Below are 24,385 nucleotides of genomic sequence, written 5' to 3'. Positions count from 1 at the left end.
GTTATGTTTTGTCCATGACCTCCATTCCGCTCGCCGAGGAACTCCTACTTCTCGCGTACGACGATCAGACGGGCAAAGCGACCGGTTCCCGGATCGGGCTCGATCTTGGCATGGCCGCGGCTGTGCTGATCGATCTCGCGCTGGCGGGCCGGGTCGCCTATGTCGACGGTTACCTGCAGGTCAAGGACGCGACGCCGATCGGGGACACGATCGCCGACGCGGTGCTCACCAAATTGGCCGGCGACCCGCCGCACACCCCCGCCCAGTGGCTGCAGCGCCTGCGGCACCGGCTGCGCACCCGGGTCCTGGAGGACCTGTGCGCCCGCGGCGTGATCAAGGACGTGGACGAGACCCAGCTCGAGTTCATTCACGTGCACCGCTACCCGACCACCGACCACGCGTTCGAGACCGAGATCCGGGGCCGCCTGAAGACCGCCCTGACCACCGACACGGTGCCGGACGAGCGCACCGCGGCGCTGGCCACCCTGCTCTGCGCCGCCCGGATGGAGCCGGCGCTGAAGCTTCCGCCGGAGGAGGCCGAGCAGGCCCACCGCCGGCTCGAGGCGATCTCGGCCGGGGCCGGCTTCGCCGGCGGCGCCAGCATGGAGGACTCGATCGTCCGCCCCAGCGTCGCGCTGGTGGTCCTCACCCTGGGCCGGGCGATCTCGGCCGCCCTGGGCGCTCCTAAGGTCTCCTGAGAGCCCCTGGAACGCCCGGGCCGGTGGATCAGACGCCGAGGACGGCCGCGATCTCCGCACGCAGGGCACCCAGCCCGGCGGAGGCGCGGCTCCGGGCCGCGGCCACGTCCCCGTCCCCGACCGGTTCGACCACTTCGAGGTACGCCTTGAGCTTCGGCTCGGTCCCCGAGGGTCGGATCACCACCCGGGCCGTCCCGGTCCGGAACGTGAGCACGTCGTTCGCCGGGAGCAGGTCGGTGACCTCGGTCAGCGCGGTGCCGAGCAGCGCGGCCGGCGGGTCCTGCCGCGCCCGGGTCATCGCCGCGCCGATCTCGGCCAGGTCGTCCACCCGGACCGAGAGCTGGTCGGTGGCGTGCACCCCGAACTCGACCGCCAGCTCGTCCAGCCGGTCGCCGAGCGTGCGCCCCTCGGCCTTGAGCCCGGCGGCCAGCTCCGCGACGGTCAGCGCGGCGGTGATGCCGTCCTTGTCGCGCACCATGGCCGGGGCGACGCAGTAGCCGAGCGCCTCCTCGTAGCCGAAGGCGAGCTCCTCGGCGGCCCGGACGATCCACTTGAAGCCGGTCAGGGTCTCCGCGTAGGGCACGCCGCGCGCCGCGCACAGACGACCCAGCAGCGACGACGAGACGATCGTGGTGGCGTACGTCCCGGGCGTCCCGCGCCGGATCAGGTGATCGGCGAGCAGCACCCCGAGCTCGTCCCCGCGCAACGGCCGCCAGGCGCCGCCCGCCCCGGGGATCGCCACCGCGCAGCGGTCCGCGTCCGGGTCGTTGGCGATCGCCAGGTCCGCCCCGGTCGAGCCGGCCAGCGCGACCAGGTGGTCCATCGCGCCCGGCTCCTCCGGGTTGGGGAACGTGACGGTCGGGAACTCCGGGTCCGGCTCCGCCTGGTCGGCGACCACGGCCGGGGTGGCGAAGCCGGCCGCGGCGAACGCGGCGACCAGGGTCTCCCCGCCGACGCCGTGCAGCGGGGTGTAGGCCACGGCCAGGTCGCGGGGGCCGTTCCGGGTGAGGACGGCGGCGGCGCTGTCGACGTACCCCGCAATGATCTTCTGATCCAGAACCGTGCCCGCGTCGCCCAGCGGGACCGACGCGGCGCTGGCGACCGCGCGGATGGCGGCCTCGATGCCGGCGTCGGCCGGCGGCACGATCTGCGCGCCGGAGCCGGCCGGACCGCCCAGTCGGGCGCCGAGATAGACCTTGTAGCCGTTGTCCTGCGGCGGGTTGTGGCTGGCCGTCACCATCACGCCGGCCACCGCGTCCAGCGCGCGCACCGCGTAGGCCAGCACCGGGGTCGGCAGCACCCCGGGCATCAGCAGCGCCGCGCGCCCGGCGCCGGTCGCCACCCGGGCGGTCTGCTCGGCGAACTCCAGCGAGCCGTGCCGGGCGTCATACCCGATCACCAGGGGGCCGTCGCCGTTCTGCTCGGCCAGCCAGGTCACCAGACCGGCCGCGGCCCGGGTGACCACCGCGAGGTTCATCCCGTTCGGCCCGGCCCGCAACCGCCCGCGCAGGCCGGCGGTGCCGAAGGTGAGGGGACCGGCGAACCGGTCGCGCAGCTCCCCGGCGGTGGCCGGCAGCCCGTCGATCAGCTCACGCAACTCGGCCCGGCTCACCGGATCGGGATCGTCCGCGAGCCAGGCCTCGGCCGTCGCCCTCAAATCAATATCAACTTCTGGTGCCATTACGGATTGATAGCACAGAGCCGTCACAGGTTGAGCTGGAAGCTCTCCGCCATGGCGTCGAAATACTTCTTGCTGTCGTCGAACTCGGCCGCCGGAGTGGTCAGGAAGAACGAGTACATCGTCCCGTCGACCTGGGTCATCCGCCAGATGCCGTGCCGCGCGGTGTCGCCGGTGCCGCAGGTGTACTCCAGCTCGGCGGCGGGCCGCCCGGCCATCTGCACGTCGGTGTTGGTCCCGATCGACTTGAACGGGCTCGGGCAGTTCGCCGACTTCTTCAGCCCGGTCGGCGCGTTGCTGGTGACGAACTTCTCCGGCGTCGCCTTGCCCGCCTCGGCCAGCACCCGCACCTTGCGCAGCTTGTCGGCCGGGTCGATGTAGTCGACGTACGACCCGCCCGCGGTCCGCTTCCAGCCGGCCGGGACGTTGACCGAGATCGCCTTGTTGCCCTTGTACGCCTGGGTCTGCACGTCACCCGAGGCGGCCGGAGCGCTCGACTGCGCGTCGCCGACCGGGGTCTGCGCCTGCGGCTGGTCCTTGTCGCCGCCACCGGTCAGCGAGAAGATCAGGATGATCGCCAGCAGCGCGGCCACGCCGCCACCGCCGACCGCCAGCTGCTTGTTCCGCGGCCAGCCCTGGAACGTCGCCATCGCCCGGCCGCTGGTGTCCTTGACCGTCCGGGTCACGTTCTCCAGCGCCATCCGGCGTTTCGCGGCCGGGCTGGTCACCACGGTGCCCGGCCGGGCGTTCTGCTGCTGCCACGCGCTCTGCGGCGGGATGACGCTGGTCGGCCCGGTCGGCTGCGGGATCTTGTGGGCCGGCAGCATGCCGGTCGGGTAACCGGCGTCGGCCGGCTCCGGGGCGCGCCGGCGGCCGCCACCCGAGTTCTGCTGCTCGAGCTTGGTCAGGTGGTCGGTGAGCGACTCGCCGGCCGAGAGCATCGCCCGGCCGCCGATCTGGCCCGACGGCTGCGGCGGGATCGCCTGGGTCTCGGCCGCGGGCGGCGGCGACACCGGGCGCGTGGCCGGGACGACCGAGTAGGGGTCGGTCATCATGTGCGGCGGCGCCTTGCTGGCCAGCACGCCGGCCAGCTGCTGCCGCAGGATGGTGCGCGCGGTCTGCACGTCCATCCGCTGGGCCGGGTTCTTCTCCAGCAGGCCCATCAGCACCGGGGTGAGCGAGCCGGCCCGCTGCACCGGGGCGGGCGGGTCCTCGACCACCGCGTGCATGGTCTCGATCGGGTCGCCCTTGTCGAACGGGGGCCGGCCCTCGATCGCCGTGTAGAGCGTCACACCGAGCGAGAACAGGTCGCTGGGCGGCCCGAAGTCCTGCCCCATGGCCCGCTCGGGGGAGATGAAGTGCGGCGAGCCGAGCACCATGCCCGGCGTGGTCAGCTGAATGTCGGTGGGCATCCGCGCGACGCCGAAGTCGGTCAGCACGCAGCGACCGTCGTTGCAGATCAGCACGTTGGCCGGCTTGACGTCGCGGTGCAGCACGCCGTGCGCGTGGGCGACCTCGAGCGCGCCGAGCAGGGCGATGCCGATCTTGGCGACGACACGGGCCGAGACCGGCCCGTCCTCGATCACCATGTCGGCGAGGCTGCGCGCGTCCAGCAGCTCCATCACGATCCAGGGCCGGCCGTTCTCGTGGACGACGTCGTAGACCTGGACGACCGCGGGGTGCTGCAACGCGGCCGCGGCCCGGGCCTCGCGCATGGTCCGCTCATACATCGAGTCGCGGTCGCTGGGGGCCAGGCCGGGCGGGAGGATGACCTCCTTGATCGCCACGTCGCGGCGCAGCAGCGTGTCCGCCGCGCGCCAGACCGTGCCCATGCCGCCATGACCCACTGCGGCGCGCAGCGTGTACCGCCCGCCGATCAGGGTGCCGGGGGCAGCGCGTCCACCTAGGGAAGCCGCGTCGCCGCTGCTCCACGTCGGAATCTGAGTCACTGAGGATGCCACCGAGGGGGTCTAGGGGGCCGGGCCAACGCAGCTATCTTGCCCGCTCGCCTCCCGCAACGAAAGTCGCGACCGGACTGTTCATCGGGAAACGACCGAGGGTAGTGGCGGAGTGGCCGACGGTGGACGCCGCCGAACCGAAAAGGCCACCGCTGGGACCATCGTGGTCCTACGGTTGAGGATGATGGTGTTGCGCCCGCGTGCGACGGTGAGTGAGGTCTGTCACAAAACCGCACGGGATGCGGGCCGACCATCGGCCTGTCAGGCTGCAAAACGTACGCGTGGTGTGTCGCGTCACCTCCGCGATTCGCTACCCGTTGATGGAGTTGACGGCCCGGGACGATCTCCCGTGGGCCGCGGCGAACCGTCCGCAGCACCGCACCACCGGGGCCGGCCATGTTTACCCGACCGTTACACAGCGTGACCAAAATCGGATTAAGCTGTCGCGCGTCGCAAAATCCGACGAAACACGAGATTGATCTGGAAGTCGACGTGACTACTGCTCTGACGGCGCCCGAGGGTGCCGATACGGCGTGGCCGGCGCCCCTGCCCGGTGCCGACCCCCTGCCCGGCCGGCTCGACCGCTGGCTCGCCGCCCGGGGAGCCGAGCTGGTAGCGCTCCGTCGGCACATCCATGCCCACCCGGAGCGGTCACACTCCGAGTTCGAGACGGCCGCGCTGGTCGCCCGGGAGCTGACCCTGGCCGGCCTGGCGCCGCGCCTGATGCCCCGCGGCAACGGCGTGATCTGCGACATCGGCGAGGGCGACGAGGTGATCGCCTTCCGTGCCGACCTGGACGCGCTGCCCCTGCACGACCTCAAGGACGTGCCGTACCGGAGCACCGTGGAGAAGGTCGCGCACGCCTGCGGCCACGACGTGCACACCACCATCCTGCTCGGCCTCGGCCTGGCCCTGGCCCAGCTCAACGAGCAGGGCGAGCTGCCCGGCCGGGTGCGGCTGCTGTTCCAGCCCGGCGAGGAGGCGATCCCGTCCGGCGCGCCCGAGGTGATCGCCGCCGGCGGGCTCAAGGACGTCGCCGCGATCTACGCGCTGCACTGCTACCCGCAGCTGCCGGCCGGCCTGGTCGGGGTCCGCTCCGGCCCGTTCACCGCCGCCGCGGACACGGTCAAGGTCACGCTCAACGGCCCCGGCGGCCACACCGCCCGCCCGCATCTGACCGCCGACCTGGTGCACGCGCTCGGCCGGGTCATCGTCGACGTGCCGGCCCTGCTGGACCGCCGGGTCGACCCGCGCGCCGGCGTCTCGCTGGTCTGGGGCTCGGTCCACGCCGGCCAGGCGTTCAACGCGATCCCGGGCACCGGCGAGGTCAGCGGCACGGTCCGGATCCTGAACCGGGAGGCCTGGCGCGAGGCCCCGCAGATGATCACCAAGCTGATCCGTGACGTGGTCGCCGCGACCGGCGCCGAGGTCGAGGTGGAGTACCGCCGCGGCGTCCCGCCGGTGATCAACGACCGGATGGCGACCGCGATCATCGCGGGCGCGGCGGGCGCCGCCCTCGGTGCCGACCGGGTGGTCGAGGCCGAGATCAGCATGGGCGGCGAGGACTTCTCGTTCTACCTGGAGCACGTCCCCGGCTCGATGATCCGCCTCGGCACCGCGGTGCCCGGCTCGGACGTCCGCCACGACCTGCACCAGGGCGACTTCGACGTCGACGAGAACTGCATCGGCCACGGCATCCGGGTGATGACGCACACCGCGCTGGCCGCGCTCGCCACCGCCGCTTTCTAACTTCAAGATCTTTTTTGCCTCGGCTGCGGCCGATAACTGATCGTCGCTCCCGCGGGGACCCTTCCGGGCCTCGCAAGGGCGCCGGGGCGCCCAGAACACGAGACCCGCAAGGGCGACGTCCGCGGGTGGTTGCGGTTTCAAAGGACCCACGCGCCCCGGTCGCCGGCCCAACGCCCAGCCGCGCCTCCCGGCCCCGGCTGGTGCTGGGGGCTGCCTTCGGCGCCCCGAAACAGCCGTGGGGACCAGCCGGGTGCCGCGGGCGCGGGGCTGGGTCAGGGGGTGGCGGGGGAGTCGGTGGGCTTGGTGGGCGTGGTCAGCGGGTGGGTGCGCTGGTGGCGGCGGCGCAGGTAGACGACCAGCCAGGCGAGCGGGCCGAGGACCAGCAGCCAGGGCAGCAGCGCACCGATGATCACCAGCAGGACCGACAGCGAGGCGAGCAGGCCGTGCCAGCCGTCGGCGAGGCCGCTGAGGAAGCCGGGCTCCTGGGTGTCGCCGGCCGGCGCCGGGACGTCCGGGCCGAGCAGCACCACGGTGACCGTGCTGAGCGCGCTCAGGTCGGCCAGGCGCCGCTTCTTGGCCTGCAGCGAGGCCAGGTCGGACTCCCGGGTGGCGACCTCCTTCTCCAGCATCACCAGGTCGTTGAGCGACTTGGCCTGGCCGAGCAGCTTCCGGCCGCTGTCCACCCGGGCCTGCTGCACCGAGATCCGGGCGTCCAGGTCGACGACCTGCTCGGTGACGTCCTCGGTGCTGATCGCCCGGCTCTTCTCGGTGCCGAGCTTGCCGATCTGCTCCAGCGCCGAAGCGAACTTGTCGGCCGGGATCCGCAGCTTCAGCGTGGCGGTGTCGGTGCCGCCCCCGCCGCTCTGCCGGTCGTCGCCGCCGATGAACCCGCCGGTCCCGCCGGCGATGCCGGTGGCCTGTGCGGCGGCCGCGTTGACGTCCTTCACCTGGATGGTGATCGTGCCGGTGTAGATGATCGACCGCTGGTCCACCCGCAGATCCGGCGCCTGCGCGGTGGTGTCCTTGCCCTGCCCCGCGTCCGCGCCGGCCTGGGCCTCGCCCTGCGGCGCGGCCTGCGGGTCGACTTGTGAGTCGGCCCGCCCCGCGGCGGGCGCGGCCGCCTTGTCCGCGCTGGACGCGCCCGAATCGTCGGTCGCGCTGTCATTGCCACAGCCGGCCAGAAGTGCGCCGCTGAGCACCACAGCGCCGAGCATTATGTATCCCCGCTTCAGCATCACCACTCCGATCGTCGGTACGACTGACCGCTGGGACGTTCGACGCCCGGTTCCCGGTTCCGGCAGACTGCGAGTTGACCGGTCACGATTCAGCGACGGAGGAGCACCGTGCGTGTCACGAAGTTCACCCATGCCTGTCTACGGATCGAGGGGGCGGGGGTGCTCGTCGTCGATCCGGGCGAATTCTCCGAGAAGTCGGTGCTGGACGGTGCGGATGCGGTGGTCATCACCCACGAGCACTTCGATCACCTCGACGTCGCGGCGGTGACCGCGGCGGTGGGGCGCCGTCCCGAGCTGCGGATCTTCGCGCACGAGGAGGTGCTGGCGAAGCTCGGCGACGTCGCCGGGGCGACCACGGCGGTGAAGCCGGGCGAGGAGTTCGAGGCGGCCGGCTACACCCTCCGGGCGTACGGCGGCCGGCACGCCGTGATCCACGACTACATCCCGCGGATCGCCAACCTGGGCTACCTGATCTCGGACGGCGGCTCGAACGTCTACCACCCGGGCGACTCGTTCGTGGTGCCCGAGGGGGTGGCCGTCGAGGCGCTCGGCGTGCCGCTCAACGCGCCGTGGATGAAGATCTCCGAGGCGATCGAGTTCGCCCGGGCGGTCCGGCCGGAGCGGGCGTTCGCGATCCACGACGGGTTGCTCAACGAGCGCGGGGCGGCCGTCTCCGACGGTCATCTGGAGAAGTTCGCCCAGACCCGCTATCAGCACCTGGCACCCGGCACCACGCTCGACTGACGTGCCGGAGCTGATCGACGACGTGGTCCGGCGGCTCTACGAGGAGCCGCCGGACGGTTTCGTGGCGACCCGGTCGGCCGCGATCGAGGCGGCCCGGGCGGCCGGTGACCGGGACACCGCCAAGCGGCTCGCCGCCCTCAAGAAGCCGACCGTGGCCGCGTGGGTGGTCAACCTGCTGGCCCGTAGGCGCCCGGATCTGATCGGGGAGCTGGTCGAGTTGTCCGGGGCGTTGCGGGCCGCGCAGCGGGAGCTGCGGGGCGACCAGTTGCGGGAGCTCTCGCAGCAGCGGCGGGCGTTCGTGTCGGCGCTGGTCACGGCGGCGCGCAAGCTGGCCGTGGCGGCCGGGGCGGGGGCCGGGAAGCTGCCGCTGGGTGAGGTGGAGGCGACGCTGACCGCGGCGCTCGCCGACCCGGAGGTGGCCGGGCAGGTGCGGACCGGGCGGCTGATCCGGGCCGCGGCGTATGCCGGGTTCGGGGAGGTGCCGCGGCCGCGGCTGCGGTTGATCACCGGTGGCGACGAGGACCTCGGCGACGATCTTGAGCAGCCCGATCCGTCGTCCGGCCGGAGCGGCGGCGAGCCGGGATGGGGCGGCGCGGACGGCGTCGAAGCCGGCCGGAGCGACGCCGGCGGCCGGGACGCCGGCGGTGGGGAGGCCGGGCATGACGACGCGGCTCGGGAGGAAGCGGCTCGGGAACGGGCGGCTCGGGAGCGGCACCGCCGGGAGGTCGAGCGCCGCCGCCGGGACCTGGAGCGTGAACTGAGCGCCGCCGAGGCCGCCGAACGCCGGGCCGATGACCAGCTGAAACGGGCGGAGTCGGCGGAGCGGGACGCGGAGAGCCTGGTCGACGACCTGGAGGCGGAGCTGGCCGAGCTGGAGCGACGGCGTACCGAGGCGGTCGCCGAGGTGGGCCGCCGCAAGCTGGGCCGGCGGACCGCCGAGCGCGAGTCCGCGGCCGCCCGGCGCCGGGTCGGTGACGTGCAGGCCGCGCTGGAGGACCTGGACTGATCATCGGCTGGTGAGGCGTGCGGCCGCGTTGGAAGAGCTGGACTGATCATCGGCTGGTGAACCGGACAAGGGTTTCCGGAACCACCCACGCAGAATGAAGGGTGCGGCGATCGTCCTGGACGCGCCAGCGGCCAGATCGCCGCGCCCGGCCCCGGCGGGAGCAGCGATCAGTTATCGGCCGCAGCCTACGACATCGATCTCTTGAATTTGATCTTGATTGGGGTCTTCCGGGGCAGGCCACGGCGGTGATCGATCCCGGCACCGAGGCCGGTTCCGGACGGCGGCGGACAAGTAGAGCGTTTTCTTAATCGGTCAAGCGGAGCAGAATCGGGCGGTGACCCCCGAACAGGCAGCGGCCAACGCCAAGGCGAGCGTCGCCACCATCGTCGGAGCTTTCGCCGAATCCCCGCAGACCCTGCGCCGTGCCCGCCTGCTCGGGCTGAGCGGCTGGGCCTACCACGTGTCGGCCCGGGCCGGCGCGCTCGGCGACGTGCGGCCGGAGACGGTGGCGGCCGCGATCGCGTTCATCGCGCCCGAGGCGGTCACCGAGGGGTGGGAGGCGACGGCGAAGAGCTCGCAGCCGTCCGAGGTGGCCAGCTGGCACCTGCGTGAGCTGTGCACCTGGGGCGAGGAGCAGGTCGGCGGCTTCCCGCGGCTGACCCGGCTGCTGGAGCTGGCCGAGCGGGTGGTGGACGCGGTCGACCCGGCCGGGCTGCCGCTCTTCGCCGCCTGGCAGGCGATGCCGATGCCGAGCCAGGACCCGGGCGCGCGGGCCGCGGTGCTGCTGCACCTGCTGCACGAGCACCGGCAGGGGATCCACGTGATCGCGGTCCGGGCCGGTGGGCTGACCCCGCTGGAGGCGATCATCGCCGGGCCGGAGGGGGAGACCGGGGCGGTGGCGCTCGGCTGGCAGTCGCCCTATCCGTCCGCGGGGCCGCTGGTCCGCCGGCTGATGTGGGCCGAGGCGGTGGCGAACTCGATGGCCGGCCACGCGTTCGAGACGCTCGACCGTCCGGAGCGGGTCGAACTGGCCGGCCTGCTGGAATCGCTCTCCCATCGGTTTACCCGCTGAGGGTGAATTCGATTGGCAGATGACTATCGGCGTGATCCGATGCCGGGCATGAGCGCGCTCCCGACCGGCTGGACCATCCGCCGGCCCACCCTCGACGACGTGCCGCGCATTCTCGAGCTGGTGCACGCCAGCGACATCGCCGCGGTCGGTGAGCCGGACTTCAGCGCCGACGAGGTGCGCGAGGAGCTGACCGGGCCGAACACCGACATGTCCCGGGACTCGTGGCTGGCCTTCGACGAGGCCGGGCGGCTCGCCGGGTGGGCCTATCCGCGCAATCACACCGGGCAGGCCCGGGACTTCCTGGAGGTCTACGTCTGGCCCGAGCGGGGCCTGCCGGCGCAACGTCCGCTGCTCGACCTGATCATGGCGCGGATGGCCGGGCGCGCCGCCGAGCTGGGTCACGACGTCTACACCGTGCGGGCCGGGGCGATCCCGAACGAGACGGCGTACATCGAGGCGCTCACCGCGGCCGGGTTCACGTTCCTGAAGCAGCACGCGCGGATGCGGATGCCGCTGGCCGGCGTTCCGGCCGAGGCCCCGGCGCCGCCGGTGGGCGTGACCATCCGGGCGGTGCGTCACGACGACGACGGCGAGATGCGGCGCTTCCACGCGATCATCGAGGAGGCGTTCCAGGACTCGGATCACCCCTCGATGGCGTACGAGGACTGGCGACGCCAGTTCGAGGGGGACAGCACGGTCGCCTACGACGAGTGGTTCGTGGCGTGGGCCGACGGCGAGGTCGCCGGGGTGCTGCAGTCGACCGGCCCGGAGGACGACGGCGACGAGGCCTGGGTGCGGTATCTGGCGGTGCTGCGGCCGTACCGGAAGCGGGGGATCGGCGAGGCCCTGCTGCGCCGCGCGTTCGCCGCCTACGCCGCCAAGGGCCGGCCGCAGGTCGGCCTCGGGGTCGACATGGCCAACCCGACCGAGGCCGCACGGCTCTACCGGAAGGTCGGGATGACCCCGCTCTACCGGGCGAACGTGTACCAGACCACCGTGACGGCGGCCCGGTCCTAGCGGCTCAGGGAACCTCGGGCGACGCCGTCCGGGTCGGGCGGTGCCGCAGGTCGCTCACGTAGTCGTCGGGAGCGCCGGCCTTCTCGGCCGCGGTGGCGATCTCGGAGAGATACCACGCGGTCGGCAGGCCGCCCTCGTAGCCGGCGAAGACGTAGACCCAGGCGGGCACCTCACCGTCAAGCGTCGATACACGCACGGTGAGCTTCTGGTAGGTGCCGGCCGGCACCCCCTCGACCTCGTCGAGTTGTGAAGCATCCCACGGATGGACGTCGTAGAGGGAGACGAAGACGCGGTCGCCAGGCGACTCGGCGATCGTCGTCACGGCCCCCTCCCAGCCCATTTCCCCTTCTCCGGCAAAGGTCAGGCGCCAGCCTTCGATCCACCCGACCCCGACCATGGGGGAGTGCGGACAGTAGGCCAGCATGCGGGCTGGGTCCAGGTTCGAGCCATACGCGGCGTAATGACGCACGGCGACGACGATAGTCGCCCTGACCGTCGGTGAGAATATGAGACGTGCGTGTCGGCACAGATGCCGTTATTTGGAGGTCGGGGAATCGTGAGTCGGATCGTGATCATCGGGGGCGGACCGGGCGGGTACGAGGCGGCCCTGGTCGCCGCCCAGCTCGATGCCGATGTGACCCTGGTCGAGGCGGACGGGCCCGGTGGCGCCTGCGTGCTGACCGACTGCGTGCCGTCGAAGACCTTCATCGCCAGCTCGGAGGTGATGACCGGATATCGTCACAACGAGCGCTTCGGGATCCGCTCCAGCGGGCTCGACGGGGTCAGCGTCGACGCCGCGGCGGTCAACGAGCGGGTGAAGAGACTGGCGCTGGCGCAGTCCGGCGACATCCAGACCAAGCTGGTCAAGGCGGGTGTGGACGTGGTCCGCGGCCGCGCGCGGCTGGGTGAGGACCGGCTCGGTCACACCCACCAGGTGCTGATCACCCCGGACCAGGGGGCGGAGTTCGCGGTCGAGGCCGACACCGTCCTGCTGGCCACCGGCGCCACCCCGCGGGTGCTGCCCACCGCCCGTCCGGACGGGGTCCGGATCCTCGACTGGCGGCAGGTCTACGACCTCACCGAGCTCCCCGAGCACCTGGTCGTGATCGGCTCCGGGGTGACCGGCGCCGAGTTCGCGAGTGCGTACCTGGCGATGGGCGTGAAGGTGACATTGGTCTCCAGTCGCGAACGGGTGATGCCGCACGAGGACGCCGACGCCGCGATGGCGATCGAGCGGGTGTTCCGGGACCGCGGGATGACCATCCTCAGCCAGTCGCGCGGCGACTCGGTGGTGAACACCGGCGACGGCGTGCGGGTGACCCTCTCCGACGGCAAGGTGATCGAGGCCTCGCACGCGCTGATCGCGGTCGGCGCGGTGCCGAACACGAACGAGCTGGGCCTGGCGGAGTACGGCGTGGCGGTCGGCAACGGCGGCTACGTGACCGTCGACCGGGTGTCGCGCACCAACGTGCCGGGCATCTACGCCGCCGGTGACTGCACCGGCGTGCTGCCGCTGGCCAGCGTCGCCGCCATGCAGGGCCGGATCGCGATCTGGCACGCGATGGGCGAGGCGGTCGCCCCGCTGCGCCTGCGCACCGTCTCGGCGAACGTGTTCACCGACCCGGAGCTGGCCACCGTCGGCGTCTCGCAGAACGAGGTGGACTCCGGCCGGACCCCGGCGCGTCAGGTGATGCTGCCGCTGACCGGCAACGCCCGGGCCAAGATGGCCGGCCTGCAGGACGGGTTCGTGAAGCTGTTCTGCCGTCCGGCAACGGGCCAGATCGTCGGCGGCGTGGTGGTCGCGCCGAAGGCGAGCGAGCTGATCCTGCCGATCACCATGGCGATCGAGAACAACCTGACCGTGGACCAGCTGGCCCACACGATCACGATCTATCCGTCGCTGTCGGGTTCGATCGCGGAAGCGGCTCGTCAGCTGATGCAGCACGAGATTCAGTAGCCGCCGGCTCCTTGCCCCCGAACAGGGCGAGGATCCAGCCGGCGGTGCCGAAGACGAGGGCGGCGCCGGCCGCGATCGCGAACAGCCGCCAGGCGGACTGGGTGACGGCGGTGCCCCCGAGGTGCCCGACCAGCCCGCCGTAACAGGCCCAGCAGAGCGAGGCGGCGCCGTCGTAGGCCACGAAGAGGCGGATCGGGTAGCCGGTGCGACCGGCGTTGTAGCCGGACGCCATCCGGCCGCCCGGGACGAACCGGCAGAGCAGCATCACGAGCGGGCCGGGCCGGCGCAGGCCGCGGGTGAAGCGCTCGGCGGCCTGCCTGGTCCGCGAATTCCCGCCATCCTCACTTCGCGGGGCGAACCGGGCACGGAACGCGCTGAGCCGGTGCCCGGTCGAACGGCCCAGGATGTACGCCACGGCGTCGCCGGTGAACATGCCGAGCGCGCCGATCGCGATCACCACGGCCAGGTGCAGGTCGCCGTAGACGGTCAGCGCGCCCGAAGTGATCATGATGGCCTGGATCGGCACGACCGGGATCAGCGCGTCGACCGCGAGGAAACCGAAGAGCGCGAGGTAGACCCAGAGCGGGGCGGTCACCATCGTCAGCAGATCGGTCATCGCAGGGGCCACCTCGCGGTTTCAGGGCTCACGGCATTCTCCGCGAGCGCACCTGAGAGAGCGCTGTGTTCAGCATGCGCCTCTCCGTGTCGAACCAGGCCGTGATGCCCGCCACGGTACGGCCGAAAGGCCCCGTACCGCCCGTGGTTTTCCCGGAGTGCACAGCGGCGGGGCGTACCGTTGGGGCGGCCCGCCGGCGCCGGATCCCCCGTTCCGACGCGCCGGGGCCGCGGGCCGCCGGTAGGTCCCGTATCGGCGGCCCGCCCACTGGGGCATCTTGTCAGCGACAAGATACTCTGGGGGCATGACGAAGCAGCGCTACCACCACGGTGACCTGCGGCGGGCCCTGCTGACGGCGGCGTCCGAGGCGATCGCCGACACCGGCGTCAACGCGCTCAGCATGCGTGACCTGGCCCGCCGGGCCGGGGTGTCGCACGCCGCTCCCGGCCACCACTTCGAGGACCGGGCCGGCCTGCTCACCGCGCTCGCCACCGACGGGTTCGAGCAACTCGCCAAGGCGCTCGCCACCTCGCGGCTGGCCAGCAACAGCCTGCTCGAGCTGGGCGTGACGTACCTGCGGTTCGCGCTGGCCAACCGGGCCACGTTCGAGGTGATGTTCCGGACCGACCTCTACCACGCGGACGACCCGGATCTGCTGGCCGCGCGGCGCCAGGCCGCCGATGCGCTCTACGCCGGGATGACCGACCTGCCCGACGCGCCGCTCGCCGACCCGTCCGCCTCGGCCGCGAGCCCGGCCAAGGCCGCCCGGGAGGGCACCGCCGAGATCGTCTCCGACGAGGTCCGCGAGGTCGGGCTGGCCGCCTGGTCGATGGTCCACGGCTTCGCCACGCTCTGGCTCAGCGGCGCCTTCCCGGACAGCGCCCAGGAGGACCCGGTGGAGGCGGCCCGGCAGATCCTGGGCCGCGTCCGCCAGATGGGTGGCTAGTCCTCGATCGTGCAGACCACGGCGCCGGCCGTGACCGTGGCGCCGACCTCCAGCGACAGGCCGTCGACCGTGCCGGCCTTGTGCGCCGAGAGCGGCTGCTCCATCTTCATCGCCTCGACGACGACGATCACGTCACCCTCGTTGACCTGGTCACCGTTCTGCGCGGCGACCTTGACGATGGTGCCCTGCATCGGGGCGGTCAGGCTGTCCCCGCTCGCCGTGGCGGCCGCGGCACCGCCGCGTGGGCGGGCGGCGCGCTTCTGCGGGGACGGGGTTCCGGCCGTACCCCCAATCAGGTTTTTGGGGAGGCGGACCTCGATGCGCCGGCCGCCGACCTCGACCACGACGGTCTCGCGCTCGGCGGCCTCGCCGCCGCCGGCGGCGGGCGCGAGGAACGGCTTGACCTCGTTGTTCCACTCGGTCTCGATCCACCGGGTGTGCACGGTGAACGGCTCGGCGGTGAACGCCTCGTCGCGGACCACCGCGCGGTGGAACGGCAGGACCGTGGCGAGGCCCTCGATCACGGTCTCGTCGAGCACCCGCCGGGAACGCTCCAGGGCCTGCTCCCGGGTCGCGCCGGTCACGATGATCTTGGCGAGCATCGAGTCGAAGTTGCCGCCGATGACGCTGCCCGCCTCGACCCCGGAATCGACCCGCGCGCCCGGGCCGGACGGCCAGGTCAGCGCGGTGACCGTGCCCGGCGCGGGCAGGAAGCCGCGACCCGCGTCCTCGCCGTTGATCCGGAACTCGATCGCGTGCCCGCGCGGCTCCGGGTCCTCGGTGATCGCCAGCGGCTCACCGGCCGCGATCCGGAACTGCTCCCGGACCAGGTCGATACCGGCGGTCTCCTCGCTGACCGGGTGCTCCACCTGCAGCCGGGTGTTGACCTCCAGGAACGAGATCGTCCCGTCCTGACCGACCAGGTACTCCACGGTGCCGGCGCCGTAGTAGCCGGCCTCGCGGCAGATCGCCTTCGCGCTGTCGTGGATCGCTTTTCTCTGCAGCTCGCTGAGGAACGGCGCGGGGGCCTCCTCGACCAGCTTCTGGTGGCGGCGCTGCAGCGAGCAGTCCCGCGTGCCGACCACCACCACGTTGCCGTGCGTGTCCGCGATGACCTGGGCCTCGACGTGCCGCGGGCGGTCCAGGTAGCGCTCGACGAAACACTCGCCCCGGCCGAACGCGGCGATCGCCTCCCGGGTCGCGCTCTCGAACAGCGCCGGGATCTCCTCGATCGTGCGGGCCACCTTCAGGCCGCGGCCGCCGCCGCCGAACGCCGCCTTGATCGCCACCGGCAGGCCGTGCTCCTCGGCGAACGCGACGATCTCGCCGGCGTTCGCGACCGGGTCCGGGGTGCCGGGGACCAGGGGCGCGCCGGCCCGCTGCGCGATGTGCCGGGCGGTGACCTTGTCGCCGAGGTCGCGGATCGCCTGCGGGCTCGGGCCGATCCAGGTCAGGCCCGCTGTCTCGACCGCCTCGGCAAATTCGGCATTTTCTGACAAAAACCCATAACCCGGATGTACGGCGTCAGCGCCGGCCCTGGTCGCCACGTCGATCAACTTGTCGATCCGGAGGTACGTGTCGGCGGCGGTCTCGCCGTCCAGTGCGTACGCCTCGTCGGCGAGCCGGGCGTGTGGCGCGTCGCGATCACTGTCGGCGTAGACGGCGACGCTGGTGAGGCCGGCGTCCTTGCAGGCCCGGATGACCCGGAGGGCGATCTCGCCGCGGTTGGCGATCAATATCTTCCGCACGGCTAGAGCCTAACGGCAGTTCAGCCTGGCGTCGCGGCCCGTCCGAGGGCTACTCATGTTCTTCTTGCCGCTCCGCTGGCTGTACTTCTTGCCGCTTCTGCCTGCGCTTGTCTTTGTCGGCTCCGCCTGCCGCTTCCGCCGGCCGCCTGCCTCGCCGCTTCCGCCGGCCGGCTGCCTTGCCGCTTCTGTCAGCCGCTTCTCTTGCCGCCACGGCTCGGCCCAATGGCTTGCTGTCCCGCTGTCGACCCGCCGGGCGCCGGCGCGGCACAGCAGCCGGCCCTCGCTGCCCGCCTGGTCGGGGCGTGCCGCTGCCTCGCTGCCAAGGGCTGCGGGAGTACTCGTTAAGGGCGACAAGCGCACTCAATGACGCCGCGCCCCAAGATCAGCGGCGCCAGAGGGAGATGATCGGAACACCCATCTCGGCGAGCAGCGTGCGAAGCAGCGGCAGCGACAGCCCGATCACATTGCCGGGGTCCCCTTCGATCCGCTCCACGAACGCCCCACCCCGCCCGTCCAGCGTGAACGCACCGGCCACCTGAAGCGGTTCCCCGGAAGCGACATACGCCTCGATCTCCGCATCGGTCACGTCGGCGAAGTGCACCACGGTCGTCCCGACCGCTTCCGCCTGCCGCCCGCTGACCAGCCCGGTCAGGTGATGCCCGGTGTGCAGCACCCCGGACTTCCCCCGCATCGCCATCCACCGCTGAGCCGCTTCCCGCCCATCGGCCGGCTTCCCGAAGATCTCCCCTTCGAAGGCCAGCACGGAGTCACACCCGAGCACCAGCGCCGCCGGATCCGCAGGCAGCTCCGCCGCCACGGTCCGAGCCTTCATCCGAGCCAGCGCAAGGCTCAACGTGTAGGCGTCCTCCGCCTCCACGACGCTCTCGTCCACCCCACTGACGATCACCTCAGCATCAATCCCGGCCCCGGTGAGCAGTGCCCGCCGAGCAGGGCTGGCCGAGGCAAGAATCAGCCGATACGCGTTGTCACTCTGCACAAAAAATGAGACTACAAGCCCTGGCCACCCAAAAGTGCACGCAAGCCCCATCTTCCACCGGTAATCCCACCAACCCAGTCACCACCACCCACCCCACCAACCCGTGCCCCACCCCGCCAGTGGCCGCACCACTCAGCCAGCAGCCACCCCGCCCGACCAGCAGCCGCACCACCCAGCCCAAGGCCGCTCACGCCGCAGCCGCACGTTCACGTCCTCGCAGCAGACCCGGGCCCCGCCCAAGCGTGGTTGAACCGCGCAGCCAGCAGGCCAGACCAGCCCCGCAGCACTTCAAACCGGCTTCCGCCCCCGCCGCCGAACAACAAGAAAGCCAACCAAAACCCCACCCGCAAGTACGGCGGCAATCCCCCCAAGAATCCCGTTCTTAAGCCCAGGCCCAGCATCACCAGGCTCCGCCGCGCTAGACGCCCCCGTAGCCCCGGAACTGACCTCACCATCAAGCGGCGGCACATCCGCAGTCAGCGCCTTAACAATATTGAGCACACCAAACCCACACTGCTCGTCCCGCCCAGGCGGCCCAATATCAGTAGCCGTTGCAGTAAGCCGATGAATAGTCTCGCGAGCCGAAATCCCAGGAAACCTGGCCCGAACCAGCGCCGCCGCCCCCGAAACAATCGCAGTGGACGCAGAGGTGCCGTCAGTCTTGCTGTATTTCTGATTTAGTCCGGTTGTGACTATATCGGTTCCGGGGGCGCAAATTCCGAGGTTCTGTCCAGATTTAGAGAAGGATGCAACGTTTCCGTTCTGGTCGACGGCGCCTACCGCCAGTACTCCCGGAATCGCGGCGGGGTAAGCAATCTGAGACGCATTGAAGTCATTTCCTGAGCTGGCAACAACAACGGCGTCCTCTTTTGTTGCGAGGCCTATAGAATCTATGAGCTCTTTAGACGGTGATGTTCCTGTCGATACGTTAATTACTTGCGCGCCGGACGTGGCGGCAAACTTGATTCCGGCCGCTAACTGAGACGGTAATGAGGAGGCTTCAGCTACCTTAATTGGCAGCAAATGCGATTGTGGAGCGATGCCAATTATTCCTGCCCCGGAACCGTGCCCATGGGCGGCTATGAGGCCTGCCATCCCGGTTCCGTGTCCGTCGATGTCGACTTTTTCCTGGCCAATGTCACCTGTTATCAAGTCGATGCCGGGGATAATGTTGTGGATGAAATCCTCGTGAGGGTCGATGCCGGTGTCAGTTATCGCGACGGTGACGCCTGCGCCCATGCTTATCGAGTGGGCCTTGTCGATCTTGAGGTAGTCGAGGAACCATTCAGCGTCACGCACTGGGTCCGCGCGGAGAAGGGTCGCATTTGGCACCGCCACGGACATGGCTAGCCCTGCGTTGATGAGGCGTCGCGCCACTTTAGCCGCCATATGGCGGTAGCCCGATAGCGGGGCCTGGGTCGATTGCTTTCTTTTCAGGAGGAAGCAGAATTGGGCTGATTCCTTCTTCCGTGGCCCATGGGTCGTCCGGATCCCAGCTCTTTCTTGTTGTTTCGTCATCGCGCGAACCGGATTTCTTGCCGGGCCCAATGGGACTTCCAGTAGCGGCACCATGGCCGCCGATGATCCCGCCGACTGGATTTACTTGCCGAGTTCGAGGGGTGTTCATCCCTGGACGGGTGCCTCCTGTGGGCGGGGGGCCACCGATTATTCCGCCAGTAATCGGATTTTGCGTTTTACGAAGTTCTGAACTAGTTGATTCCTGTAGAGGGTAGGTCGAGGATCGAGGGTAGGTTGGCTGCGGCGAGAAGGGAGTGGTACCTGATATTGGGATGAAGCTGTTTGGGTTGTTCGAGAGTTGAGTTACTTTGTTCGGTTGAGTCGGTACTGAAGGGGGAACATCTAGCTCTGCGGAAGGCGGAGTTGGTCCACTCAAAGGGGGGCCTTGCTGCCCAGTCTGCTGTATGGCGGATTGCGCGATGTGCGAGGAATTGGAAATCGGATTTGTTTGGTAGGTTTGAGTTGCTGAGGAAGCGGAAGGCGTGGTCGGCGAACCTCCCGCCGAAGGGCTGCTGGTGGGGAAAGGCGCCGTTGATCCGATTCCGTCCGGATTGAATGGCTCGCTTTCGTAAAACTTCCCATAGGGGCTGTAAAGCTTTGGCGTGGTGATGTTGAGCTGGGCTTGGGCCAAGTCTGTGCTCAGGTTGGACATCACGGACTGGGCCTGCAATTGGAGCTCGGCCTGGCGAGCCTGCGCCGCCGTCGGTGGGTTCAGAGTGATCGGGCGGTACTTGCCGGTCACTTGCTGATTGGTCTCCAACTTCCGGGTGTAGGCGTCCAGTTCCTGCTGGCTGGCCATGTGCTGTCGATAGATCGACTCCAGCTTGAGCCGGGCGCCGACCAGGGCGGACGTTGCGATGCCCAAGGCTCGATGGTTTTCCACGGTTGCGTGGTAGGTGCTGCTCAGGTGGCCGATCAGGTCGTCCAGGCGGTCCATGTACTTTGCGGCTGCCTGGCTCTTGTCCGGGGGCCAGGCCTCGGCGAGGTTGTCCCGGTAGCGCTTCACCCGGGACAGGTGGTCGATCAGCAGGTCGGCGGACTGTCGCCACGTGACCAGCAAGTTCTTGTGGGCTGTTCCGTCGTGGGCGGCCAGCATGGACCACATCTGCGGGACGCTCTTTTGCGCCCAGTCCGTCCCGCCTTTGTTGTCGAACTCGGCGAACATCAGGCCTCCCCCTTGGCTGACGGCGACGGTGACGGCGAGGACGGTGACGGCGAGGACGGCGAGGACGACAGCGGCGCTGCCGGCGACGATGGCGCTGCCTGCGGCGGTGACGACGATGGCGGCGGTGACGCTGGGCTGGGCGGCGGTGGGGACGATCCCGCCGAGGGGTCGAACGGGACGGAATGGTCGGAGGCGAACGCCTCGGCCAGGCGGTCAGAAACCCCACCTGACGAGGCAGCCGATGAGGAACCGGGCGGAGTCGCCGACGGTGGCAGCAGGCCGGCCGTCACCAGCGCCGACTCGACGTCGGACAGGCGGGCGTGGGCGAATGCGTCCGAGCCTCGGTACTGCGCGCTCACCTGTTCGGCTGCTTTGGCGAAGCCGTGGGTGCCGTTCGCGAAGTTGTAGATGTTCTGCTGGCAGGTGTCCTGCGCGGAGGCCAGCACCGTCACGAACGCGGACAGCTCGCCGAATTGGCTGTCGGTCGGGGGCAGGCCGGACAACATCCGGTTCGCGAGCGTGTCGGCGGACGGCGCGTAGTGGTCGTCGACGTACGCCAGAAGTTTTTTGGCGAAGTCTTCCATCGCGGTGATGTCGGCCGAGATGTGACCGTCGTCGCGCCATAGGTCGTCGTTGGGAGCCACGCAGCGAGGTTAGCCGCTCACCGCACGCTACATCGACCCCTGTGGAAGAGCCTGTGGACAGAGCGGGTGACTAGTGCAGCCGGGGGAGTGCGGAGGTCTTCCAGGAGCGTGCCCCGGCGGACGGACGCCCTGATCGGATCCAGTCTGAGGCGGTGCGGGGCGGGGTCGAGGAATTGACCGAAGTAGATCCGACTGCCAGGATGGCGACCAGAGCGGCGAGCTCATGATCGTCTAGGCTTCCACGTACGACTCCGACCAGCGGTTCCTCATTCATTGGCCGAGCGTACGACGGGTGCCCCGGCTTCCGGTGACACGTGTCCCACACTCGGCTGATCAATTCGCGGCCGCTCGACAGAACCAGGTATTTTCTGCGTGATGTCTTCTTCTCCCCCGCTCATTGTCGCTGATCGGTACCGGCTCATCGCGCCGCTCGGTCAGGGCGGGATGGGTCGCGTCTGGCGGGCGACCGATGTCGTCCTGCACCGCGAGGTCGCCATCAAGGAACTGGTCCCCCCGCCTGGGCTGACGCCGTCCGAGCGGCAGGAGATGCGCGAGCGTTCCCTGCGTGAGGCCCGGGCCATCGCCCGCCTCAACAACATCAACGTGGTCCGCGTCTTCGACGTGCTGCGGACGGACGCCGACCCGTGGATCGTCATGGAGTACGTGCCGTCCCGCTCGCTGCAGGACGTGCTCGCCGCCGACGGGCCGTACAACGCGGTCCGCACCGCGGAGATCGGCCTCGGCGTGCTGAACGCGCTGAAGGCCGCGCACCGGGCCGGCGTCGTGCACCGCGACATCAAGCCGGGCAACGTGCTGATGGGTGGCGACGGCCGCGTAGTGCTGACCGATTTCGGTCTCGCCACCGTTCCCGGTGACCCGAACGTGACGCGCACCGGTCTCGTCCTCGGCTCTCCGGCCTACATCGCTCCCGAGCGCGCCCGGGACGGCACCGCCGGCCCCGCCGCGGACCTCTGGTCGCTCGGCGCGACGCTGTACGCCGCGGTCGAGGGCCAGTCGCCGTTCGCCCGCCCGTCGGCGATCGCCACGCTGGCCGCGCTGGCCACCGAGAACGTTCCGCCGTCGCGGAACGCGGGCCCGCTCAAGCCCGTACTCAATGGGTTGTTGCGGAAAGATCCCGCACATCGCATCGATGCCGACGAGGCGGAGCGGCTGCTGGCGCGGGCCGCCGGCCGCCGGGCGAAGATCAGCTTCCCGATGAGCCCGACCATGCGCCGGCCGGGGGTCGGCCGTGAGCGGCCGTCGTTGCCGAGCGGCCCGGGTGGCCCGCCGGTGCTGCCGGGCAGCGGTTTCGTCACCGCCACCGGCTCCGCCCCGGTCGTCCCGACGCCGCGCCCGCCGGCGGCGTCCCGTCCGGGTGACGCGCAGGGCCGTTCGCAGAGCGGTCCCGGCGGCGTGGGCAATAACGGTCAGGGCCGTCCGCCGGCCCCGCCGGTCGGCCGGTCGAGTTTCGCGCCCGGCCGCGCCACGGTGGGCAACCCGGTGCCGCCCGCGCCCCCGGTGCGTCCGGCGCAGAAGCCGCTGGACGCGACGAAGCTCGACGGCCCGGCGGTCCGCGACGAACCCGGCAAGCCGTCCGAAACGCCCGGCACCCGTGGCCCGGCCGATCCCGCGGGTCCGCGCCAGACGCCTCCGGCTCGCGGCACCGCTGCGGGTTCGGTCCCCGGCCGCGCGACCCCGGCTGAGCCGTCCGCCCGCGTGGTCAACACCGCACGGGTCGGTTTCACCGCCGCCGACGTGGCCGCCAACCGCCGTAAGCAGGCCGCGCCGGAGCACGAGGCCTCCCTCGCCGCCGCGACCGGCGCATACCCCGTGGTCGCGGTCCCGGACGCGGTCGCCGAGACCGCCGAGGACGAGCCGGCGACGCCCGCCGAGGTGCCGTCGATCGAGACGCCCGCGCCGGAGCCCGAGGCCGCGGCCACCCCGGCCGAGCCCGAGCCGGAGCGGCCCGAGCCGGAACACGCCGAGACCGAGAAGTCGGAAAAGGCGGAAACCACGCCGGCTCAGGCCGACGAGAGCGTCACCGCTCCGGCCGGGAAAACCACCATTGAGACGTACGAGGCGGAGCCCTCGAAGTCCGATGTTGACCAGGCCGAATCGGACAGCGCCGAGCCGGTCGCGCCGGTCGAGGACGCTCCCGAGGCGGTTGCCGAGACGCCTGAGAGCCCGGCGGTGGCGGAAGCGCCCGCCGAGCCGACGCCCGACCCGGAGCCGGAAGCGGCGGAGCCCGCCAAGGCTGAGCCCACCAAGGCCGAGCCGGCCGTCGCCCAGCGCCCGGCAACGCCCCTGACCCCCGGTCAGCGACCCGCCCCGGCGCCGGTCGACGAGGACCGGACCTCGGTCGTCAACTTCGCCGCGATGGCCCCGCAGCCCCCGGCCGCCACCCCGGACGACGGCGCCACCCGCGTCGTCAGCTCGATGCCGGCGGCTCGCCGCGGTCCGCAGCGTGGGAACGGCGGTCCGCACGGTGGGAACGGCGGCCAGGGCGGCGGGCCCGGCGGCGCCGGGTTCACCCCGTCGAACCGTCCGGCCTGGACCCCGATCTCCACCCGCCCGCCGGTCCGCCGGATCGACGGCATCACGATTTTCGGCACCACCCTGACCCGTCGCCAGGCGATCATCGGCGCGTCCATCGTCCTGACGTTCGTGCTGCTCGTCGGCATCATCCTGGTGCAGGCGTTCGGCGGCGGCGACGAGAAGCAGGCCGGCCCGAAGGCGACGAACCCGGCGGCGGTGGGCGGCAAGTCCCCGGCCGCGCAGTCGAGCAAGGGTGCCGGCAGCCCGGCGGCGAGCAAGCCGACCTCGGCCCCGCCGGCGTCCAGCGCCCCGGCCGCGACCGTCCCGGCCGGCTGGAAGACGCTGTCGGGGAGCGGCTACTCGGTCGCGGTGCCGGCGAGCGCCAGTGGCAGCGCCGACGAGGCCGACTGGAACGGCCGGCAGCTGTACATCTTCCACTACGGCGGCGGCGGAGACGCGGCGACGATGTTCCCGCTGAATCCTCGCCCGTCCGGGTTCCAGGGGCAGATCAGCCTGGAGAAGACCACCTACCAGGGCCGGCCGGCCGCCGACTGGCAGTACTACCGCAGCACCGGCAACGGCGGGAAGCAGCGGGTCCTGGTGCGTGGCTTCAAGGTCGGCGGCATGACCTACGAGATCCGCTGGTACGCCATGGAAGACGACTGGGACGCGTCGCAGAAGGACCTCGCCGCGGTCTTCGCCGGCTTCAAGCTGAGCTGAGCGCGCGGCGAAAACCCGAACTTCATGCGTGATTCCTCGGCAACGCGGGTAGTTGTCGAGAATCACGGATGGAGGTACGTCATGAGCTGCCGACCGCACGGCAGTAAGCCCACAGTCGCCCTGTGGATGCTTGTCGCCCTCGCCGACGTCGCGATCATCGCGACCGCCGCCGGCCCCGCCCTGATGCTGCTGATCATCGCAGGACTGCTGGTCACGGCCGGTGGTGTCTACGCGGCCCGCAGTCTCGGCCGACGGACTCCCGCGACGGGGAAGGGCGAGTTCCGGCGTCGCGCCTGACCCCGGAATGCCTCGCGGCGCGCGTTGTCGACGCGCGGGCGCGCTTCCGGTCGTACGTCGAAATCGTGTTTTGACCGAAGGTTTT

At 70.9% G+C, this 24,385-nt stretch carries 21 protein-coding genes; 10 read left to right on the top strand and 11 right to left on the bottom strand.

The window, feature by feature from the left end; genetic code table 11:
* Positions 1-14 precede the first annotated feature (14 nt).
* Positions 15-698 carry a GPP34 family phosphoprotein gene (locus L3i22_RS49910; RefSeq protein ID WP_221324393.1) on the top strand — a complete coding sequence of 228 codons (684 nt, stop codon included), beginning with the start codon at positions 15-17 and terminating at the stop codon, positions 696-698.
* Between the two features lie 28 nt (positions 699-726).
* Here L3i22_RS49910 and L3i22_RS49905 read toward each other — a convergent pair whose 3' ends face one another.
* Complete coding sequence (locus L3i22_RS49905) at positions 727-2,379, bottom strand: phospho-sugar mutase (RefSeq protein ID WP_221324392.1); 1,653 nt, start codon at positions 2,377-2,379, stop codon at positions 727-729.
* A gap of 23 nt (positions 2,380-2,402) precedes the next feature.
* Positions 2,403-4,325 carry a serine/threonine-protein kinase gene (locus L3i22_RS49900; RefSeq protein ID WP_221324391.1) on the bottom strand — a complete coding sequence of 641 codons (1,923 nt, stop codon included), beginning with the start codon at positions 4,323-4,325 and terminating at the stop codon, positions 2,403-2,405.
* Between the two features lie 501 nt (positions 4,326-4,826).
* Between L3i22_RS49900 and L3i22_RS49895 the strand changes: the two genes are divergently transcribed.
* The gene (locus tag L3i22_RS49895) at positions 4,827-6,083 is read left to right on the top strand and encodes an amidohydrolase (RefSeq protein ID WP_221324390.1); all 1,257 of its coding nucleotides are present in this window, start codon (positions 4,827-4,829) and stop codon (positions 6,081-6,083) included.
* Positions 6,084-6,355: 272 nt separating this feature from the next.
* On the opposite strand, the gene L3i22_RS49890 is transcribed toward L3i22_RS49895, so the two are convergent.
* The gene (locus tag L3i22_RS49890) at positions 6,356-7,297 is read right to left on the bottom strand and encodes a DUF4349 domain-containing protein (protein ID WP_255657730.1); all 942 of its coding nucleotides are present in this window, start codon (positions 7,295-7,297) and stop codon (positions 6,356-6,358) included.
* A gap of 129 nt (positions 7,298-7,426) precedes the next feature.
* Between L3i22_RS49890 and L3i22_RS49885 the strand changes: the two genes are divergently transcribed.
* From L3i22_RS49885 to L3i22_RS49870, 4 genes are all read left to right on the top strand, one after another.
* Positions 7,427-8,062: an MBL fold metallo-hydrolase gene (locus tag L3i22_RS49885; protein WP_221324388.1), complete on the top strand. Its 636-nt coding sequence runs from the start codon at positions 7,427-7,429 to the stop codon at positions 8,060-8,062.
* A gap of 1 nt (position 8,063) precedes the next feature.
* Positions 8,064-9,068, top strand: a complete 1,005-nt coding sequence (locus L3i22_RS49880) for a hypothetical protein (RefSeq protein WP_221324387.1) — start codon at positions 8,064-8,066, stop codon at positions 9,066-9,068.
* Positions 9,069-9,402: 334 nt separating this feature from the next.
* Positions 9,403-10,140 (top strand): hypothetical protein, encoded by a 738-nt coding sequence (locus L3i22_RS49875; RefSeq protein WP_221324386.1) that lies wholly within the window; start codon positions 9,403-9,405, stop codon positions 10,138-10,140.
* A 48-nt stretch (positions 10,141-10,188) separates the two neighbouring features.
* Positions 10,189-11,157 (top strand): GNAT family N-acetyltransferase, encoded by a 969-nt coding sequence (locus L3i22_RS49870; protein ID WP_221324385.1) that lies wholly within the window; start codon positions 10,189-10,191, stop codon positions 11,155-11,157.
* Positions 11,158-11,161: 4 nt separating this feature from the next.
* Here the strand turns inward: L3i22_RS49870 and L3i22_RS49865 are convergent, their stop codons facing one another.
* The gene (locus tag L3i22_RS49865) at positions 11,162-11,626 is read right to left on the bottom strand and encodes a gamma-glutamylcyclotransferase (protein ID WP_221324384.1); all 465 of its coding nucleotides are present in this window, start codon (positions 11,624-11,626) and stop codon (positions 11,162-11,164) included.
* 87 nt (positions 11,627-11,713) lie between these two features.
* On the opposite strand from L3i22_RS49865, the gene L3i22_RS49860 reads away from it, so the two are divergent.
* The gene (locus L3i22_RS49860) at positions 11,714-13,114 is read left to right on the top strand and encodes an NAD(P)H-quinone dehydrogenase (protein ID WP_221324383.1); all 1,401 of its coding nucleotides are present in this window, start codon (positions 11,714-11,716) and stop codon (positions 13,112-13,114) included.
* Here L3i22_RS49860 and L3i22_RS49855 read toward each other — a convergent pair.
* Complete coding sequence (locus L3i22_RS49855; protein ID WP_221324382.1) at positions 13,041-13,730, bottom strand: DedA family protein; 690 nt, start codon at positions 13,728-13,730, stop codon at positions 13,041-13,043. The two genes, L3i22_RS49860 and L3i22_RS49855, sit on opposite strands and share 74 nt — an antisense overlap.
* A 304-nt stretch (positions 13,731-14,034) precedes the next feature.
* Between L3i22_RS49855 and L3i22_RS49850 the strand changes: the two genes are divergently transcribed.
* Positions 14,035-14,676 (top strand): TetR/AcrR family transcriptional regulator, encoded by a 642-nt coding sequence (locus tag L3i22_RS49850; protein WP_221324381.1) that lies wholly within the window; start codon positions 14,035-14,037, stop codon positions 14,674-14,676.
* On the opposite strand, the gene L3i22_RS49845 is transcribed toward L3i22_RS49850, so the two are convergent.
* The 6 genes from L3i22_RS49845 to L3i22_RS49820 all read right to left on the bottom strand — a co-directional run bounded on the left by L3i22_RS49845 (position 14,673) and on the right by L3i22_RS49820 (position 21,022).
* Entirely contained in the window at positions 14,673-16,424 is a 1,752-nt protein-coding gene (locus L3i22_RS49845; protein ID WP_221324380.1) for a biotin carboxylase N-terminal domain-containing protein, read from the bottom strand. The genes L3i22_RS49850 and L3i22_RS49845 overlap by 4 nt on opposite strands.
* Before the next feature lie 382 nt (positions 16,425-16,806).
* Entirely contained in the window at positions 16,807-17,421 is a 615-nt protein-coding gene (locus L3i22_RS49840) for a nucleoside triphosphate pyrophosphatase (protein ID WP_221324379.1), read from the bottom strand.
* A 288-nt stretch (positions 17,422-17,709) separates the two neighbouring features.
* A complete protein-coding gene (locus tag L3i22_RS49835; protein WP_221324378.1) occupies positions 17,710-18,765 on the bottom strand; it encodes a S8 family serine peptidase in 1,056 nt (351 codons plus the stop codon).
* 34 nt (positions 18,766-18,799) lie between these two features.
* On the bottom strand, positions 18,800-20,104 hold the full coding sequence (locus L3i22_RS49830) for a hypothetical protein (protein WP_221324377.1): 1,305 nt from the start codon (positions 20,102-20,104) through the stop codon (positions 18,800-18,802).
* Positions 20,104-20,748 carry a hypothetical protein gene (locus tag L3i22_RS49825; RefSeq protein ID WP_221324376.1) on the bottom strand — a complete coding sequence of 215 codons (645 nt, stop codon included), beginning with the start codon at positions 20,746-20,748 and terminating at the stop codon, positions 20,104-20,106. The genes L3i22_RS49830 and L3i22_RS49825 overlap by 1 nt, the downstream gene beginning before the upstream one ends.
* A gap of 70 nt (positions 20,749-20,818) precedes the next feature.
* Complete coding sequence (locus tag L3i22_RS49820) at positions 20,819-21,022, bottom strand: acyl-CoA carboxylase subunit epsilon (protein ID WP_221324375.1); 204 nt, start codon at positions 21,020-21,022, stop codon at positions 20,819-20,821.
* Between the two features lie 101 nt (positions 21,023-21,123).
* Between L3i22_RS49820 and L3i22_RS54795 the strand changes: the two genes are divergently transcribed.
* Positions 21,124-24,003: a protein kinase gene (locus L3i22_RS54795; RefSeq protein WP_370644319.1), complete on the top strand. Its 2,880-nt coding sequence runs from the start codon at positions 21,124-21,126 to the stop codon at positions 24,001-24,003.
* Between the two features lie 81 nt (positions 24,004-24,084).
* Positions 24,085-24,300 (top strand): hypothetical protein, encoded by a 216-nt coding sequence (locus tag L3i22_RS49810; RefSeq protein ID WP_221324374.1) that lies wholly within the window; start codon positions 24,085-24,087, stop codon positions 24,298-24,300.
* The last annotated feature ends 85 nt before the right edge of the window (positions 24,301-24,385 follow it).

It is taken from the genome of Actinoplanes sp. L3-i22, from assembly GCF_019704555.1.
Lineage (GTDB): Bacteria > Actinomycetota > Actinomycetes > Mycobacteriales > Micromonosporaceae > Actinoplanes.
This window is presented reverse-complemented; position numbering and strand designations above follow the sequence as displayed.